Source organism: Streptomyces sp. 35G-GA-8 (genome assembly GCF_023534745.1).
Taxonomy (GTDB): Bacteria; Actinomycetota; Actinomycetes; order Streptomycetales; family Streptomycetaceae; genus Streptomyces.
Map to the genome: position 1 here is coordinate 14157 of NZ_JAMHJQ010000021.1, position 16888 is coordinate 31044.

The 16888-nt window shown below is 70.0% G+C and carries 12 protein-coding genes; 2 read left to right on the forward strand and 10 right to left on the reverse strand.

What is annotated here, in order from left to right; translation table 11 throughout:
• Window positions 1-49 precede the first annotated feature (49 nt).
• Window positions 50-1099, reverse strand: coding sequence for a 3-isopropylmalate dehydrogenase (locus M1203_RS34470; RefSeq protein WP_249953788.1), 1050 nt, complete (start codon window positions 1097-1099; stop codon window positions 50-52).
• A gap of 128 nt (window positions 1100-1227) precedes the next feature.
• Between M1203_RS34470 and M1203_RS34475 the strand changes: the two genes are divergently transcribed.
• Window positions 1228-2805, forward strand: coding sequence for a metallophosphoesterase family protein (locus tag M1203_RS34475; protein WP_249953789.1), 1578 nt, complete (start codon window positions 1228-1230; stop codon window positions 2803-2805).
• Between the two features lie 12 nt (window positions 2806-2817).
• Here the strand turns inward: M1203_RS34475 and M1203_RS38870 are convergent, their stop codons facing one another.
• The 4 genes from M1203_RS38870 to M1203_RS34490 form a co-directional block, all read right to left on the reverse strand.
• Entirely contained in the window at window positions 2818-2949 is a 132-nt protein-coding gene (locus M1203_RS38870) for a hypothetical protein (RefSeq protein WP_106979439.1), read from the reverse strand.
• 258 nt (window positions 2950-3207) lie between these two features.
• The gene (locus tag M1203_RS34480; protein ID WP_249953790.1) at window positions 3208-3768 is read right to left on the reverse strand and encodes a GNAT family N-acetyltransferase; all 561 of its coding nucleotides are present in this window, start codon (window positions 3766-3768) and stop codon (window positions 3208-3210) included.
• A gap of 123 nt (window positions 3769-3891) precedes the next feature.
• Complete coding sequence (gene pruA, locus M1203_RS34485) at window positions 3892-5523, reverse strand: L-glutamate gamma-semialdehyde dehydrogenase (protein ID WP_249953791.1); 1632 nt, start codon at window positions 5521-5523, stop codon at window positions 3892-3894.
• A 57-nt stretch (window positions 5524-5580) separates the two neighbouring features.
• Entirely contained in the window at window positions 5581-6507 is a 927-nt protein-coding gene (locus M1203_RS34490) for a proline dehydrogenase family protein (RefSeq protein WP_249953792.1), read from the reverse strand.
• A gap of 191 nt (window positions 6508-6698) precedes the next feature.
• On the opposite strand from M1203_RS34490, the gene M1203_RS34495 reads away from it, so the two are divergent.
• Window positions 6699-7937, forward strand: a complete 1239-nt coding sequence (locus M1203_RS34495) for a helix-turn-helix domain-containing protein (RefSeq protein WP_249953793.1) — start codon at window positions 6699-6701, stop codon at window positions 7935-7937.
• Window positions 7938-7986: 49 nt separating this feature from the next.
• On the opposite strand, the gene serA is transcribed toward M1203_RS34495, so the two are convergent.
• The 5 genes from serA to M1203_RS34520 form a co-directional block, all read right to left on the reverse strand.
• On the reverse strand, window positions 7987-9579 hold the full coding sequence (gene serA, locus M1203_RS34500; protein WP_249953794.1) for a phosphoglycerate dehydrogenase: 1593 nt from the start codon (window positions 9577-9579) through the stop codon (window positions 7987-7989).
• 240 nt (window positions 9580-9819) lie between these two features.
• Window positions 9820-10821 carry a ketol-acid reductoisomerase gene (gene ilvC / locus M1203_RS34505; protein WP_249953795.1) on the reverse strand — a complete coding sequence of 334 codons (1002 nt, stop codon included), beginning with the start codon at window positions 10819-10821 and terminating at the stop codon, window positions 9820-9822.
• Between the two features lie 164 nt (window positions 10822-10985).
• Entirely contained in the window at window positions 10986-11510 is a 525-nt protein-coding gene (ilvN, locus tag M1203_RS34510) for an acetolactate synthase small subunit (RefSeq protein ID WP_030351817.1), read from the reverse strand.
• A gap of 44 nt (window positions 11511-11554) precedes the next feature.
• Entirely contained in the window at window positions 11555-13420 is a 1866-nt protein-coding gene (locus tag M1203_RS34515; RefSeq protein ID WP_249953796.1) for an acetolactate synthase large subunit, read from the reverse strand.
• Window positions 13421-13657: 237 nt separating this feature from the next.
• Complete coding sequence (locus M1203_RS34520) at window positions 13658-16507, reverse strand: EAL domain-containing protein (RefSeq protein WP_249953797.1); 2850 nt, start codon at window positions 16505-16507, stop codon at window positions 13658-13660.
• Window positions 16508-16888 lie beyond the last annotated feature (381 nt).

Sequence of the window (16888 nt, forward strand, 5' to 3'; positions counted from 1 at the left end):
GAACAGCCGCCGGGCTCCGAAGACCCGGCGGCTGTGTGGAGTCGACGGGTCAGCTCGCTACTCGTACGGCGAGCGCGTCACCGATCTGGTCGGTCGTACGCGCGGTGGCCGCCGTACCGTCACGCCCGGCGAGGTCGGCCGCGACGGCCTCCTCCACCCGGACGGCCTCGGTGTCGAACCCGAGGTGTCGCAGCAGCAGGGCGACGGAGAGGATCGTGGCCGTGGGGTCGGCCTTCCCCTGGCCCGCGATGTCCGGCGCCGACCCGTGGACCGGCTCGAACATGGACGGGAACGTACGGTCCGGATTGATGTTCGCGGACGCGGCCAGGCCGATTCCGCCGGTCACGGCGGCGGCCAGGTCGGTGAGGATGTCACCGAAGAGGTTGTCGGTGACGATCACGTCGAAGCGGTCGGGCTGGGTGACGAAGAAGATCGTCGCGGCGTCGACATGCAGATAGTCGGTGGCGACGTCCGGGTACTCCTGGCCCACGCGGTCGAAGATGTTCTTCCACATGTGGCCCGCGTAGACGAGGACGTTGTTCTTGTGGACCAGCGTCAGCTTCTTGCGCGGACGGGAGTTGGCGCGCTCGTACGCGTCCCGGACGACCCGCTCCACGCCGTACGCCGTATTGAGGCTCACTTCGGTGGCCACCTCGGCGGGCGTGCCCGTGCGCAGCGAACCTCCGTTGCCGGTGTACGGGCCCTCGGTGCCCTCGCGGACGACGACGAAGTCGATGTCCGGGCGGCCCGCCAGCGGCGTGGCCGTGTTGGGGAAGAGCTTCGACGGCCGCAGATTGACGTAGTGGTCGAAGGCGAAGCGCAGCTTGAGCAGCAGCCCGCGCTCCAGGACGCCGGACGGCACGGTCGGATCGCCGATCGCGCCGAGCAGGATCGCGTCATGCCCCTTGAGGGCCTCCAGCTCCGCGTCCGGAAGGGTCTCCCCGGTGCGGTGCCAGCGGCTCGCGCCGAGGTCGTACTCCTTGGTCTCCAGCTTCACATCCTGGGGAAGGACCGCGCTCAGGACCTTCAGGCCCTGGGCCACGACCTCCTGGCCGATGCCGTCACCGGGGATCACTGCGAGATTGAGGCTGCGAGACATGGAGGCACCCTACCCTCCGTCCCAGTGCATGACATCGCGTGTCCATTCTGTGGACACATTGCGAAGCAGTCGTCGACTGTATGCCCGCGATACACGCCTTTGCCACCCGTTGGTGCCACCGTCGGCACATGGAAACTCCCCGCGTCGGGATTCCCGACCATCTCGCCTCCCGTATGACCATGCCGGAGCAGCACGCGTATCTGCGCGAGAAGATCGGCCGACGCGGTCTGCTGCGGGCCGGCACGCTCGCGGCCGGGACGGTGGCGGGCGCCGGTCTGCTCGGCTCCAGCGCCGTCACCGCGGGGGCCACCGCGGACACCGCCCCCGCGTTCGTGCCCTCGTCGGCCGCCGTCCGGGTGGACGGATCGCTGGTGGCCCCGTTCGGCCGACATCTGGCCTTCGGCGCCGACCCGAAGACGATGATGTCGGTCTCCTGGCAGGTGCCGTTCGCGGTGAAGAACCCCTACGTCCGGGTCGGGCTCAAGCCCTGGGACCTGAGCCAGAAGATCAAGGCGGAGGTGCGGTCGCTGCACACCCCGTCGCTGTCGGCCAAGCTGCCCGCGGTGGACCAGTACTACCTGCATGTCCCGCTGGAGCGGCTGCGCCCGGGGACCACGTACTACTACGGCGTGGGACACGACGGCTTCGACCCGGCGGACACGCGCAATCTCGGGACGGTCGGCACCTTCCGCACCGCCCCGGCGCGCGCCGAGCCGTTCGTCTTCACCGCCTTCGGCGACCAGGGCGTCTCGTACGACGCCCTCGCCAACGACCAGGTGATCCTTGGCCAGAACCCGGTCTTCCATCTGCACGCGGGGGACATCTGCTACGCCGACAGCAGCGGCCAGGGGCTGCCCACGGACATCTATGACGCCCGGGTCTGGGACCAGTTCCTGGCACAGACCGAGTCGGTGGCCTCGCGGGTGCCGTGGATGGTGACCACCGGCAACCACGACATGGAGGCCTGGTACTCCCCCGACGGCTACGGCGGCCAGAACGCGCGCTGGTCCCTGCCGCACAGCGGACTCGATCCGGTGAAGTCGCCGGGCGTCTACTCGTTCACATACGGCAATGTCGGCGTGGTCGCCCTCGACGCGAACGATGTCTCCCACGAGATCCGTGCCAACACCGGCTACACCGACGGCGCCCAGACCCGCTGGCTGGACCGGCGGCTCGGCGAACTGCGCGCACACAAGGACATCGACTTCATCGTGGTGTTCTTCCACCACTGCGCCTTCTCGACCACGAACGCGCACGCCTCGGACGGCGGGGTGCGCGACGCGTGGGTGCCGCTCTTCGACAAGCACCGCGTCGATCTGGTGGTCAACGGCCACAACCATGTCTACGAACGCACCGACGCGCTGCGCGGCGGCGCCATCGGGCGCCGGGTGCCGATCGGCGAGTCGGTCAGTTCGGTGCGTGACGGCATCGTGTACGTCACGGCTGGAGGCGCGGGCAAGGCGCTCTACGACTTCCCCGTGCCGGACAGTTACGAGGGCCATGTCGCCGATGTCGAGAGCGTGCCCTCGTACCACTGGGAGAAGGGCGGCGCCAAGGCCACCGAGACCGTGGAGTGGTCGCGCGTGCGCTACACCGGGTTCTCGTTCCTCGCCGTCGAGGTGACGACGGGGCGCCGCCCGGCGCTCAAGGTCTCCGCGCTCGCCGAGAGCGGCGAGCGCGTGGACCACTTCACGATCACGCGCTGACGTTCGCGCCGGTCAGTGGCCGGTCGAGCCGCCGTTGTCCCTGCGGTCGAGAGCACGCTGCAGGGCGGCGGCGGCGTTCTTGCGGTCGGATTCGCTGGTGTGAGGGGTGTGACGGACACGGCGACGGACAGTCGTCTCGGCCATGGTGATCGACTCCTTGAGATAGCTGAGCCACACGGCGGGGCAGAACCGCCAAGGGGGGCACGGCCGGAAGGGGCGGGGGCATACGCGACAGGGGTTACCTGCGTGGGGGCGCGTGCCAACGGCCGCCATTCGCTCGATGGAGCGAGACGTTCGGCTCATTCCAAGTTAAGCGAGGATCACCGCTCTGTCTCCACAGTTACTCGGACTTCCTACTATCTGAGACGGTGATCGTTCCGACCTGCGGAAATCCCTCGTGGCCTACAGCACATCGCCGTCGCGCCAGTCGAAGATCAGCGGTGCGTCGCCGCCCGGGGACGCGGATCCCGGCAGCGGCAACCCCGCCGCCGGACGCAGATAGGTGGAGCCCTCCTCCTCCGGCAGCCGGACCACTCCCGCGGGCCCCAGCGCCTCGATCCGGTGCGGCCAGGGCTGCCAGCCGCGTGCCCGGTAGAGGGGCGCCCCGGCGTCCGACGCGGAGAGCGCCCCGGCGGCGTACGCGCCGTCGATCACCCGCTCCAGCGCGGCCATCACCCGGCCGCCCAGCCCGCGTCGGTGCTGGTCGGGCCGTACGCCCACGGCCTCGACATAGCCGATGCGGTAGGAGCGGCCGTCGTGCAGCACCCGGCGCTGGACCACACTGCCGTGGGCGAGAATCGCGCCGTCCGTGTCCTGTACGAGGGCGTGCACACCGCCGAGCCCGTGGTCCCAGTCCTCGTCGGAGAACCCGCCCCGGAAGGCGGCGTCCAACAGGGCCCGGATACGGGTGAGTTCGGCCGGCGAGAGCTCGAAGGTGTGGGCGGTGCGCAGGGATTCCGTCATGGGCGCCACTCTCTCAGGAGGACGGCGCTCCGGGGTATGGAGGCCCCGGGCATGGAGCCGCCCCCGTACCGGCGATGGGGGGCGGCCGGTACGGGGGCGGAGTGGGTGGGATATGACGAACCGTCAGCCCATGTGCGGGTAGCGGTAGTCCGTCGGCGGGACCAGCGTCTCCTTGATGGCGCGGGTCAGCGTCCAGCGCATCAGGTTCTGCGGGGCGCCCGCCTTGTCGTTGGTGCCGGACGCGCGGCCACCGCCGAAGGGCTGCTGGCCGACGACGGCGCCCGTCGACTTGTCGTTGATGTAGAAGTTGCCCGCCGCGTAACGCAGCTTCTCCATCGCGTCGGCCGCGGCGGCGCGGTCACCGGCGATGATCGAGCCCGTCAGGGCGTACGCCGAGACGGACTCCATCTGGGCGAGCACCGTCTCGTAGTCGGCGTCGTCGTAGACGTGCACGGCGAGGATCGGGCCGAAGTACTCGGTCGTGAAGACCTCGTTCTCGGGGTCGGTGCAGGCGATGACGGTCGGCCGGACGAAGTAGCCGACGGAGTCGTCGTACGTACCGCCCGCGACGATCGTGCAGGTCGGGTCGGCGGCGGCGCGGTCGATGGCGGCCTTGTTCTTGGCGAAGGCGCGCTCGTCGATGACGGCGCCGATGAAGTTCGACAGATCGGTGACATCGCCCATGGCGATCCCGTCGACCTCGGCCGCGAACTCCTCCTTGAACCCGTCGTTCCAGATCGACGCCGGGACATAGGCGCGCGAGGAGGCGGAGCACTTCTGGCCCTGGTACTCGAACGAGCCCCGGGTCAGCGCCGTCTTGAGGACCGCGCGGTCGGCGCTCGGGTGGGCGACGACGAAGTCCTTGCCGCCGGTCTCGCCGACGATCCGCGGGTAGGAGCGGTACGTCTCGATGTTGTTGCCGACGGTCTTCCACAGGTGCTGGAAGGTCCTGGTCGAACCGGTGAAGTGGATGCCGGCCAGGTCGCGGTGGTTCAGGGCCACCTCGGAGACGGCGATGCCGTCGCCCGTCACCAGGTTGATGACGCCCTTGGGCAGGCCGGCCTCCTCCAGCAGCTCCATCAGCAGCACGGCCGCGAGGGTCTGGGTCGGGGACGGCTTCCAGACCACGACATTGCCCATGAGCGCGGGCGCGGTCGGCAGATTGCCCGCGATCGCCGTGAAGTTGAACGGCGTGATCGCGTAGACGAAGCCTTCGAGCGGCCGGTGGTCGAGCCGGTTCCAGACGCCGGGCGAGTTGGCCGGCGGCTGCTCGGCGAGCAGATCACGGGCGTACTTGACGTTGAAGCGCCAGAAGTCGACCAGCTCGCAGGGGGTGTCGATCTCGGCCTGCTGGGCGGTCTTCGACTGACCGAGCATGGTCGCGGCGGCCAGCGTCTCGCGCCACGGTCCGGCGAGCAGTTCGGCGGCGCGCAGGATGATCGCGGCGCGGTCGTCGAAGGACATGGCACGCCAGCCGGGTGCGGCGGCCAGGGCCGCGTCGATCGCGTCACGGGCGTCCTGCTGGGTGGCACCGGCGAACGTACCGAGCACGGCCCGGTGGTTGTGCGGCTGTACGACGTCGACGCGCTCGCCCCCGCCCATCCGCTTCTCGCCGCCGATCGTCATCGGCAGGTCGACGGGGTTCTCGGCCAGCTCCTTGAGCTTGACCTCAAGACGGGCCAGCTCCGGGGAGCCCGGGGCGTAGCCGTGCACCGGCTCGTTGACCGGCGCGGGAACCTGGGTCACAGCGTCCATGGGTGCCGAATCTCCTTCATCAGTGGGTCGGGGGCGGTCGGTTTCGGTGGCGGCGGCTCAGCCGCGGCTGACCAGCGAACGCAGGAAGAACGCGAGGTTGGCGGGGCGCTCGGCGAGGCGGCGCATGAAATACCCGTACCAGTCGGTGCCGTACGCGATGTAGACACGCATCCGGTGTCCCTCGGCGGCCAGCCGGTCCTGCTCGGCCTCCCGGATGCCGTACAGCATCTGGAACTCGTACTCATCGAGCTTACGTCCGGCGCGGCGGGCGAGGCTCTGGGCGATCGCGATGACGCGCGGGTCGTGGGAGCCCACCATCGGGTAGCCGCCGCCGTTCATCAGGATCTTGAGGCAGCGGACATAGGCCCGGTCGACCTCTCTCTTGTCCTGGTACGCGACGGACGCGGGCTCCTTGTAGGCGCCCTTGACGAGCCGCACGCGCGAGCCGGCCTCGGCGAGGACCCGGCAGTCCTCCTCGGTGCGGAAGAGGTACGACTGGACGACCGCGCCGGTCGCCGGGAAGCGCTCGCGCAGCTCGCTGTGGATGGCGAGCGTCGAGTCGATGGTGGTGTGGTCCTCCATGTCGAGGGTGACCGTGGTGCCGATCTCGGCGGCGGCCTCGACGACGGCGGTGACGTTCTTCAGCGCGAGGTCGTGTCCGCCGGGCAGCGCCTGGCCGAAGGAGGAGAGCTTGACCGACATCTCGGCACGTACGCCCAGCTCAAGCGGGGTGAGGGCGTCGATCAGCCGCAGATACGCGTCCCGGGCGGCCAGCGCCTCGGTCGGGTCGGTGATGTCCTCGCCGAGGACATCGAGGGTGACCTCCAGACCGCGGCCCGCCATGTCCTGGATCACGGGGACCGTCTCCTCGACCGACTCACCGGCGATGAAACGGTTCACCACGGGCTTGGTGACCGGCGCGGCCGAGACGACGCGGCGCATTCTGTCGCTCCGCGACGCGGCAAGGATCACGGGACCCAGCACGGGGCACCTCCACGGGTGAGATCGAGAGAGCCGTAACCGAACATCCGCCAAACAGAAACGATCAGTTCAGTACGGCAAGGAGAACCACTGTGAAACCTAAAGATCGGGCCGATCCTCTGCCATCGACACCTGTCACGCATCCGTGGCCCGGATCTCAGACATCTGTCTGAAAGCGGTGGGAGAATGTCCGAGTGAAGGACGATTATCAGGAGCTGGTCGACGAGATCTCGGCGCTGCTCGGTGTCCCCGCGACGCTGGAGAACCGGGACTTCGGACTGATCGCCTTCGGCGCGCACGACAGCGACGACGACACGGCCATGGACCCGGTCAGGACGCGCTCGATCCTGACCAGGAAGTCCACCCCGGCGGTCCGCGCCTGGTTCGAGGGCTTCGGTATCACCCGCGCGACGGAACCGGTCAGGATCCCCGCCGCGCCGGACGCGGGGGTCTTCCGTGGCCGGATCTGTCTGCCCGTACGGCACCGGGGCACGGTGCTCGGTTACGTCTGGCTGCTCGACGACTCCGACCCGGGCCCGAGCGCCTCCCGGCTCGCGGCGGCCATGGAGGTGACCTCACGGATCGGCGATCTGCTCGCGGACGAGGTGCGGGCGGGCGCGGATCTGGCCCGCGAGCTGCGCGCCGTACTGACGGCGGAGCCCGGCTGGCAGCGGGACATGGCGCTGGCGGCACTGCGGGCGGCGCTGGGGCCGAGCGCGGACGGATCGCATGTGGTGCTCTGTGTGGCGCCCTGGCGCGGCGAGGAGCCACGGGTACGGGCGGTGCCGGGGACGGCGGCGCTGTGCACACTGCCGTACGGAGCGGTGGCCGGGGGCGGCCGGGCGAACGGCCCGGCGAACGGGCGCCCGAACGGCTCCTCGACCGGCCCGATCACCCGCCCGGCGGCCGGCTCGGTGAACGGCTCGGGCGAGGCGGACACGCTCGCCCTGCTCGTACGGCTCCGCTCGCCGGACGCGCTCGCGCCCGTCCTCACGGCCGTCGCCCGGCTGCGGGAGGAGGCGGGCCCGGGGGCCGCCGCCGGTGCCTGCGCGCCCCGCCGCGGTCTGGCCGAGCTGCCCGCGGCCTGGCAGGAGGCGGTGTCGGCGGCCCGCGCCTCGGTCGCCCAGCCCCGGTTCGGCGCGGTGGCGCGCTGGACGTCCATCGGCGCGTACCGTCTGCTGACCGCGCTCCCCACCGAGCCCGACCCCGTGATCCGGCCGCTGCTCGACCCCGTACACACCGAACTGGCCCACACCGCCGAGGTGTTCCTCGACCATGCGGGCCAGGCGGGACGTACGGCCTCGGCGCTCGGCATCCACCGTCAGACGCTCTACTACCGGCTCTCCCGGATCGAACAGCTGACGGGTCTGGACCTGGACGACGGCGAGGACCGGCTGCTGCTCCATATGGCCCTGAAGGCGACCCGGCTGTGACCTCCGGTTCGCCTCCGGACCCGCTGGGTCCTGTCCGGCCGGACAGGACCTAGTCGGTCAGATCCACCGAGCGCGCCGAGGCAGCGCCGATCTCCTCCGAGATCTCCGCCAGCACGGCCGGCGGTACGTTGTCGTCGACGGTGAGCACGACCAGCGCCTCGCCGCCCTCCTCCGCACGCGAGACCTGCATCCCCGCGATATTGAGCCCGGCCTCGCCGAGGATCCGGCCGACCGTGCCGACCACGCCGGGGCGGTCCTCGTAGCGCAGCACGATCATGTGCTCGGCCAGCGCCAGCTCCACGTCGTAGTCACCGATCGCGACGATCTTCTGGAGGTGCTTGGGCCCGGCCAGCGTGCCGGAGACCGAGACCTCCTCGCCACCGGAGAGCGTGCCGCGCACGGTCACCACATTGCGGTGGTTCGGGGACTCGCTTGACGTGGTCAGCCTGACCTCGACGCCACGCTCCTGCGCGAACAGCGGGGCGTTGACATACGACACGGTCTCGGCGACGACATCCTCGAACACGCCCTTGAGCGCGGAGAGTTCGAGCACCTTCACATCGTGCTGGGTGATCTCGCCGTACACCTCGACATCGAGCCGGACCGCGACCTCGCCCGCGAGCGCGGTGAAGATCCGGCCGAGCTTCTCGGCGAGCGGCAGCCCCGGGCGTACGTCCTCGGCGATGACCCCGCCCTGGACGTTCACGGCGTCCGGCACCAGCTCGCCCGCGAGCGCGAGCCGTACCGACCTGGCGACCGCGATGCCCGCCTTCTCCTGCGCCTCGTCGGTGGACGCGCCGAGGTGCGGGGTGCAGACGACCTGGTCGAACTGGAACAGCGGGGAGTCCGTGCAGGGCTCCTTGGAGTACACGTCCAGACCGGCGCCGGCCACCCGGCCCTCCTTGAGCGCGGAGGCGAGCGCCTCCTCGTCCACGATCCCGCCGCGCGCGGCGTTGACGATCCGCACCGTCGGCTTCACCTTGTGCAGCGCCTCGTCGCCGATCAGCCCCAGCGTCTCGGGGGTCTTCGGCAGATGCACGGTGATGAAGTCCGACACCTCGAGCAGCTCGTCGAGCGTCAGCAGCTTGACGCCCATCTGCGCGGCGCGGGCGGGCTGCACATAGGGGTCGTACGCGACGATCTTCATCCCGAACGCGGACATGCGCTGGGCGACCAGCACGCCGATGCGGCCGAGGCCGACGACGCCGAGCGTCTTCTCGCTCAGCTCGACGCCGGTGTACTTGGAGCGCTTCCACTCGCCGTTCTTGAGGGCGGTATTGGCCTGCGGGATATGGCGCGCGGTGGCGACCAGCAGACCGCAGGCCAGCTCGGCGGCCGTGACGATGTTCGAGGTCGGCGCGTTGACGACCATCACGCCGGCCTTGGTGGCGGCGGAGACGTCCACGTTGTCGAGGCCGACGCCGGCGCGGGCGACCACCCTCAGCTTGGCCGCGGCGGCGATCGCCTCCGCGTCGACCTTGGTCGCGGAGCGGACCAGGATCGCGTCCACGTCGGCGATGGCGGGCAGCAGCTCCGCGCGGTCGGCGCCGTTGCAGTGCCGGATCTCGAAGTCCGGACCGAGCGCGTCGACGGTGGCGGGCGAAAGCTCTTCAGCGATGAGTACGACAGGTTTCGAGCTCACGTGAGTCCTCACAAGTCCCATAGCGGACGGCCGTCCCGACGGCCGCATGCGGTGGAGGGTTCTGGCCGCGTGGAAGACGCACGACGCTGTGGGCCTGACGCGTATGTGCTGTGCAGTCTAGTGCTGTCACCGGGCCGTTTTCCGCCCTGGCGGAAGGATCACCCGTACGTGCGGTCCCGCGTCGGCGTTCCGTGCGGACGGCCCCGGCTCATCCCTGGCCGGGGCCGTCCGCGCGCGGTGTTACGCGTCCTCGTTGTCCACCCAGCTCATGAGCTTGCGCAGCTCCGCGCCGGTGGTCGCGAGCAGGCTGTCGCTGTCGGCCTTCTTGTACTCGTTGTACTTCTTCAGACCGCCGTGGTACTCCTCCATCCAGTTCTTGGCGAAGGTGCCGTCCTGGATCTCGGCCAGGATCTTCTTCATCTCGACCTTGGTCTGGTCGGTGATGACGCGCGGGCCGCTGACGTAGTCGCCCCACTCGGCGGTCTCGGAGACCGACCAGCGCATCTTCTCCAGGCCGCCCTCGTACATCAGGTCCACGATCAGCTTCAGCTCGTGGAGGCACTCGAAGTACGCGATCTCCGGCTGGTAGCCGGCCTCGGTCAGCGTCTCGAAGCCCGCCTTGACCAGCGCGGCGGTGCCGCCGCAGAGCACGGCCTGCTCACCGAACAGGTCGGTCTCGGTCTCCTCGGTGAAGGTCGTCTTGATGACGCCGGCGCGGGTGCCGCCGATCCCCTTCGCGTACGAGAGGGCCAGCGCGAAGGCGCCGCCGGAGAAGTCCTGCTCGACGGCCGCGATGCACGGCACGCCGCGGCCCTCCTCGTACTGGCGGCGGACCAGGTGGCCGGGGCCCTTGGGGGCGACCATCGCGACATCGACGTTGGCCGGCGGCTTGATGAAGCCGTAGCGGATGTTGAGGCCGTGACCGAAGAACAGCGCGTCGCCGTCCTTCAGGTTGTCCTTGATGGACTCCTCGTAGACCTGGGCCTGGATCGGGTCCGGCACCAGGATCATGATGACGTCGGCCTCGGCGGCGGCCTCGGCGGGCGTCACCACGCGCAGGCCCTGCTCCTCGGCCTTGGCCTTGGACTTGGAGCCCTCGTGCAGACCGACCCGGACGTCGACACCCGAGTCACGGAGCGACAGCGCGTGGGCGTGGCCCTGGCTGCCGTAGCCGATGACCGCGACCTTGCGGTTCTGGATGATGGACAGGTCGGCGTCGTCGTCGTAGAACAGCTCGGCCACTGGGTCTTCTCCTTGGTGTGCGCTGCTTGGGGTGCAGGCGGCTTTCGAAAGTGCCGCGGCTCGCGTCCCACCGTACGGCGGGACGGTCGCTGCGGGTGTCCCGGTCTCGCCATACGAGCGGACCGGGGATGGCGGGGGCGTGCTGACGGACGGGGGCCGACGGGTTACGCGCTGCGGTCGAGCGCCCGCAGGCTGCGGTCCGTGATGGACCGCGCGCCACGTCCTATGGCGATCGTTCCTGACTGCACCAGTTCCTTGATGCCGTACTGCTCCAGCATCTTCAGCATGGCGTCGAGCTTGTCGCTCGATCCGGTGGCCTCGATCGTGACGGCCTCGGGCGAGACGTCCACGGTCTTGGCGCGGAACAGCTGGACGATCTCGACGATCTGGGAGCGGGTCTCGTTGTCGGCGCGGACCTTCACCAGGACGAGCTCGCGCTGGATCGCGGCGCCGGGCTCCAGTTCGACGATCTTCAGGACGTTCACCAGCTTGTTGAGCTGCTTCGTCACCTGTTCAAGGGGCAGTTCCTCGACATTGACCACGATGGTGATGCGGGAGATGTCGGGGTGCTCGGTGACACCGACGGCGAGCGAGTCGATGTTGAAGCCGCGGCGGGAGAACAGCGCGGCGATCCGGGCGAGGATGCCGGGGGTGTTCTCCACCAGAACGGAGAGCGTGTGCCTGGTCATGTCTCGGTCTCTTCTCTCGGTCTCTCGTGCTCTCGTTCCGCGGCTCAGTCGTCCGCGCCGTCGCCGAAGTCGGGGCGGACGCCCAGAGCGGCCATGACCTCGTCGTTCGAGGTGCCCGCGGCGACCATCGGCCACACCTGGGCGTCCTCGTGGACGATGAAGTCGACCACGACGGGGCGGTCGTTGATGGCGTTGGCCTTGGCGATCACCGCGTCCAGCTCGTCCGGGGACTCGCAGCGCATCGCGACACAGCCCATGGCCTCGGAGAGCTTGACGAAGTCCGGGACGCGGGTGCCGCCGCTGGGGCCTTCGGCCGTGTCCTGTCCTGAGTGCAGCACGGTGTTGGAGTAGCGCTGGTTGTAGAAGAGGGTCTGCCACTGGCGGACCATGCCCAGCGCGCCGTTGTTGATGATCGCGACCTTGATCGGGATGTTGTTGAGCGCGCAGGTGGTGAGTTCCTGGTTGGTCATCTGGAAGCAGCCGTCGCCGTCGATGGCCCAGACCGTGCGGTCCGGCTGCCCCGCCTTGGCGCCCATGGCGGCCGGCACGGCGTATCCCATGGTCCCGGCGCCGCCGGAGTTCAGCCAGGTGGCGGGCTTCTCGTACTCGATGAAGTGCGCGGCCCACATCTGGTGCTGGCCGACGCCCGCCGCGTAGATGGTGTCGTCGGGGGCGAGTTGGCCGATGCGCTGGATGACCTGCTGCGGCGAGAGGGTGCCGTCCCCCGGCTGGTCGTAGCCGAGGGGGTAGGTCTCGCGCCAGCGGTTGAGGTCCTGCCACCAGGCGGAGTATCCCGTCCGGGCGGCCTCGCCGACGTGGCCCTCGGTGTGCTCGGACTGGACGGCCTGGACCAGATCGGCCAGGACCTCGCGGGCGTCCCCGACGATCGGCACGTCCGCGGTGCGGTTCTTGCCGATCTCGGCCGGGTCGATATCGGCGTGGACGATCTTGGCGTACGGCGCGAAGCTGTCCAGCTTGCCGGTGACGCGGTCGTCGAAACGGGCTCCGAGGGCGACGATCAGGTCGGCCTTCTGCAGCGCGGTGACGGCGGTGACCGATCCGTGCATGCCCGGCATTCCCACGTGCAGCGGGTGGCTGTCGGGGAACGCGCCCAGCGCCATCAGGGTGGTGGTGACGGGGGCGCCGGTGAGCTCGGCGAGGACCTTCAGCTCGGCGGTGGCGCCGGCCTTGAGGACGCCGCCGCCGACGTACAGCACCGGGCGCCTGGCCTGGGTGATCAGCTTGGCGGCCTCGCGGATCTGCTTGGCGTGCGGCTTGGTCACCGGGCGGTAGCCGGGCAGGTCGTGGGTGGGCGGCCAGCTGAAGGTCGTCTCCGCCTGGAGCGCGTCCTTCGCGATGTCCACCAGGACCGGTCCCGGGCGCCCGGTGGAGGCGATGTGGAAGGCCTCCGCGATGGTGCGCGGGATGTCCTCGGCCTTGGTGACCAGGAAGTTGTGCTTGGTGATCGGCATGGTGATGCCGCAGATGTCCGCCTCCTGGAAGGCGTCCGTCCCGATGGCCTTGCTCGCCACCTGGCCGGTGATCGCGACCATCGGCACGGAGTCCATGTGCGCGTCGGCGATCGGGGTGACCAGGTTGGTGGCGCCGGGGCCCGAGGTGGCCATGCAGACGCCCACCTTGCCGGTGGCCTGGGCGTAGCCCTCGGCCGCGTGGCCCGCGCCCTGCTCGTGGCGGACGAGGATATGGCGGACCCGGGTGGAGTCCATCATCGGGTCGTACGCGGGGAGGATGGCGCCGCCGGGGATGCCGAATACCGTGTCGGCCCCCACTTCCTCAAGAGAGCGGACGAGGGACTGCGCGCCCGTGACGTGCTCAACGGAGGCGGGGGACGGTCCGCCGTTACGGGCCCGCGGCTGCGGATGGTGGGCCCCGGTGGCCTGCTCGGTCATCGGCATTCTCTTCTCGAAGAGGCTGAGGGTTTTTGCGAGGGTTTGGGGTGTGCCGGTGCAACAAAAAACCCCTCGTGCCGTGAGGCAAGCGAGGGGAGCGCGTCGGTGTGGTCTGCGGAGCGGTTCGATGCTCTGCTTCAGCCGACGCGCTTTCCAAGTACGAGAATTCGGGTGCGCATGGCACTGACCCTCCCTCCGGCGCGCCATGGCTGTCAAGCGGGTGGGACGGGAGTCTCACTATTTGAGCGGATCGAGGGGCATCGAAGGGTGGGGAATCCGGTCACCCGGGGACGGCCGGGAGGGCCGGACGGGCAGGGCGCTTCCGGGCAGGGCGCTGCCCGTGAGCACGGGCAAGGCCGTACCGCCCGGCAGGGGGTAGGTGCCGGCGAGCAGGGCGCGGCGCAGCCGGTGCTCGTCCAGCGGCCCGGAGAAGGCCATTCCCTGGCCGTGCGTACACCCCATGGCGCGCAGCGCGAGGACCTGCTCGGGGACGTCGACCCCGTCGGCCACGGACTGCATGCCCAGATCGCCGGCGATCCGCAGCAGCCCGGCCGTGATCTTGTGCAGCCGCGCCGACTCGACGACGCCCTCCACCAGACCGCGGTCCAGTTTCAGTACGTCCACCGGGAGCCTGCGCAGGGAGCTGATCGCGGCGTAGCCACTGCCGAAGCCGTCGAGGGCGATCCGTACGCCCAGCCGGCGCAGCGCGACGAGCCGGTGCTCCAGCTCGTCGATGGAGGCCCGCGGGTCGCTGTCGGACAGCTCGATCATCAGGGCCCCGGAGGGCAGCCCATGGCGGGTGAGCAGGGCCTCGATGAAGCCGGGCGGCAGGGATTTGTCGAGCAGTCTGCGGGCCGGGAGCCGTACCGCGACGGACACGGAATGGCCGATTCTCGCCCGTTCCGCGGCCTGGGAGACGGCCTCTTCCAGGAGCCAGCGGCCGAGCTCCGCGGTGCGGTCGCCGTCGTCGGTGACGCGCAGGAACTCCGCGGGGGTGAACAGGATGCCCTGGGCGGAGCGCCAGCGGGCCTGGGCGGCGACGCTGGAGACCCGCCCGGTGGTGAGATGCACCACCGGCTGGTGCAGCAGGGCGAATTCGCCGTCGTGCAGGGCGGTGCGCAGCCGGGTGGCGAGCTCGGTCCTGCGGACGACCTCCGCCTGCATCTGGGGCGCGTACAGCTCGACGCGGTTCTTGCCCGCGGCCTTGGCGCGGTACATGGCGAGGTCCGCGTTGCGCATGAGTTCGGTGGGGGTTATGCCCGGTTCGGCGAAGGCGATGCCGATGGAGGCGGCGACCCGGACATCGTTGCCGTCGATGCGATACGGCTGCGAGAGCCGGAGGCGCAGCCGGTCGGCGATCTCGTGGACCTGGTGCTCGCGGGCGGTCCTGTCGTCGTTCCCGTCGCCGAGGACGATGGCCGCGAACTCGTCGCCGCCGAGTCTGGCCGCGGTGTCACCGGCCCGTACGGAGTCCTGGAGCCGGTGGGCGGCGAGGATCAGCAGCTCGTCCCCGACCTGATGGCCCAGCCGGTCGTTGACGCCCTTGAAGCCGTCGAGGTCGATGAAGAGCACGGCCGTGCCCGGATCGGTCGTACGACGGCCGGAGAGGGCCTGTCGTACGCGCTCGGTGAACAGGGCGCGGTTGGGCAGGTCGGTGAGCGGGTCGTGCTCGGCGTTGTGCTGGAGCTGCGCCTGGAGGCGCACGCGTTCGGTGACGTCGCGGCTGTTGAAGATCAGCCCGCCCTGGTGGCGGTTGACGGTGGACTCCACATTGAGCCAGTCGCCGGTCCCTGATCTGAAGCGGCACTCGATACGGGTCGTGGGTTCCTCGGAGGGGGGCGCGGCCAGGAAGCGCCGTACTTCGTGGACGACCCTGCCGAGGTCGTCGGGGTGGATGATCGAGGCCAGCTCCGCGCCGACGAGGTCCTCCGCCTCCCTGCCGTAGACGCCCGTGGCGGCGGGGCTGACGTAGCGGAGTATGCCGGAGGGCGCGGCGATCATGATCACATCGCTGGAGCCCTGCACCAGGGACCGGAAGTGGTTCTCCTTCTGGGCCAGTTCATGGGTGAGCGCGATGTTGTCGACGAGCATGATGCCCTGCCGTACGACCAGCGCGAGCACGACCGTGCAGCCGGTGAGGACCACCACCCGGTCGACCCGGCGGTCCTCGATCACGTTGTAGAGGATGCCCAGTGTGCAGACCGCGGCGGCCAGATAGGGCGTGAGCGCGGCGAGCGATCCCGCGATCGGACGGGAGGTACGGGGCTGACGTGGCGGCGGCGGGCTCTCGGGGACACGGCGCATACCCCATGGCGCGTACGCGAGGAGCAGCGAGCCGGCGAACCAGCCCGCGTCGAGCAGCTGTCCCGAGCGATAGGTCTCCCGCAGCAGCGGGGAGGTGAACAGGGCGTCGCACAGCACCGTCAGGGCGAGTGCGGCGATGGCGGTGTTGACGGCGGAGCGGCTGCCCGTGGCCCGTCGGAAGTGCAGCGCGAGCACCATGCTGACCAGCACGATGTCGAGCAGCGGATAGGCGAGGGAGAGCGCCGCCTGGGTCACGCTCTCACCCTGGAAATGCGCCGTGCGCGCGAGGGCGAGGCTCCAGGAGAGGGTGAGCAGCGAGCCGCCGATCAGCCAGGAGTCGAGCGCCAGACAGAGCCAGCCGGCCCTGCTGACGGGGCGCTTGGCGAGGACGAGCAGCCCCACGATGGCGGGTGGCGCGAAGCAGAGGAAGAAGAGATCGGCGAGTGAGGGGCTGGGCACCGGCTTGTCGAGGATGACCTCGTACCAGCCCCAGACGGCGTTCCCTCCTGAGGCCATCGCGGAGGAGAACGAGAACAGCAGCCAGGCGGGCCGGAAGCGGCTGCCGCGGCCGCGTGCGTAGAAGAAGCAGGAGACCGCGGCGATCGCGGCGGCCAGGCTCAGCCCGAAGTCACCCATGAACAGGGCCAGTTCGGGCGAGCCCCAGCCCAGCGCCGCGCCGGCCGCGTAGCCCGCGCAGATCAGGGCGAGCAAGAGCTGCGCGATCAGCCCCGAGCCACTGCCGGAGACCGCCCGCCTGCCGATGAGCACGCCCTCGGCGCTCACCGGACAACCCCGGGGGGTGTCGCGGTCACCGCCGAGGGAACCCGCGTGTTGACCGGGATGTCCGGAGGCCGTCGCCGGCGCCCCTGCCGCGTCGGATCGTTCGTCCATTGGCCGTACATCGCCCCGTCGCCCCCCTCGCATTCTGATCGCTCCGCTGCGCCGCCCCAGGCGCGCCGCAGCCCCCAGATCGGGACGATACACCAGTCTCGTCACTCAGGGACATAGTTCTTCTACTCTCCGTGACGACCAGGGGAGTTGTCGGCCACGAGGGTGTCCGGACGGCTGCGGAGAGTGGCCGGCGAGTCACTTCCGGATCTTGCGGCGGGGTGCTGCGACGCCAGGACCTGGGTCCTGTCCTGCCGCGTGCTTCTCCGGCCCGGG

Coding starts and splice junctions, on each gene's coding strand:
- M1203_RS34480 (WP_249953790.1), bottom strand. CDS start 3,768: ATGACGGAATCCCTGCGCACCGCCCACACCTTCGAGCTCTCGCCGGCC.
- pruA (WP_249953791.1), bottom strand. CDS start 5,523: ATGGACGCTGTGACCCAGGTTCCCGCGCCGGTCAACGAGCCGGTGCAC.
- M1203_RS34475 (WP_249953789.1), top strand. CDS start 1,228: ATGGAAACTCCCCGCGTCGGGATTCCCGACCATCTCGCCTCCCGTATG.
- M1203_RS34470 (WP_249953788.1), bottom strand. CDS start 1,099: ATGTCTCGCAGCCTCAATCTCGCAGTGATCCCCGGTGACGGCATCGGC.
- M1203_RS34515 (WP_249953796.1), bottom strand. CDS start 13,420: ATGACCGAGCAGGCCACCGGGGCCCACCATCCGCAGCCGCGGGCCCGT.
- ilvN (WP_030351817.1), bottom strand. CDS start 11,510: ATGACCAGGCACACGCTCTCCGTTCTGGTGGAGAACACCCCCGGCATC.
- M1203_RS38870 (WP_106979439.1), bottom strand. CDS start 2,949: ATGGCCGAGACGACTGTCCGTCGCCGTGTCCGTCACACCCCTCACACC.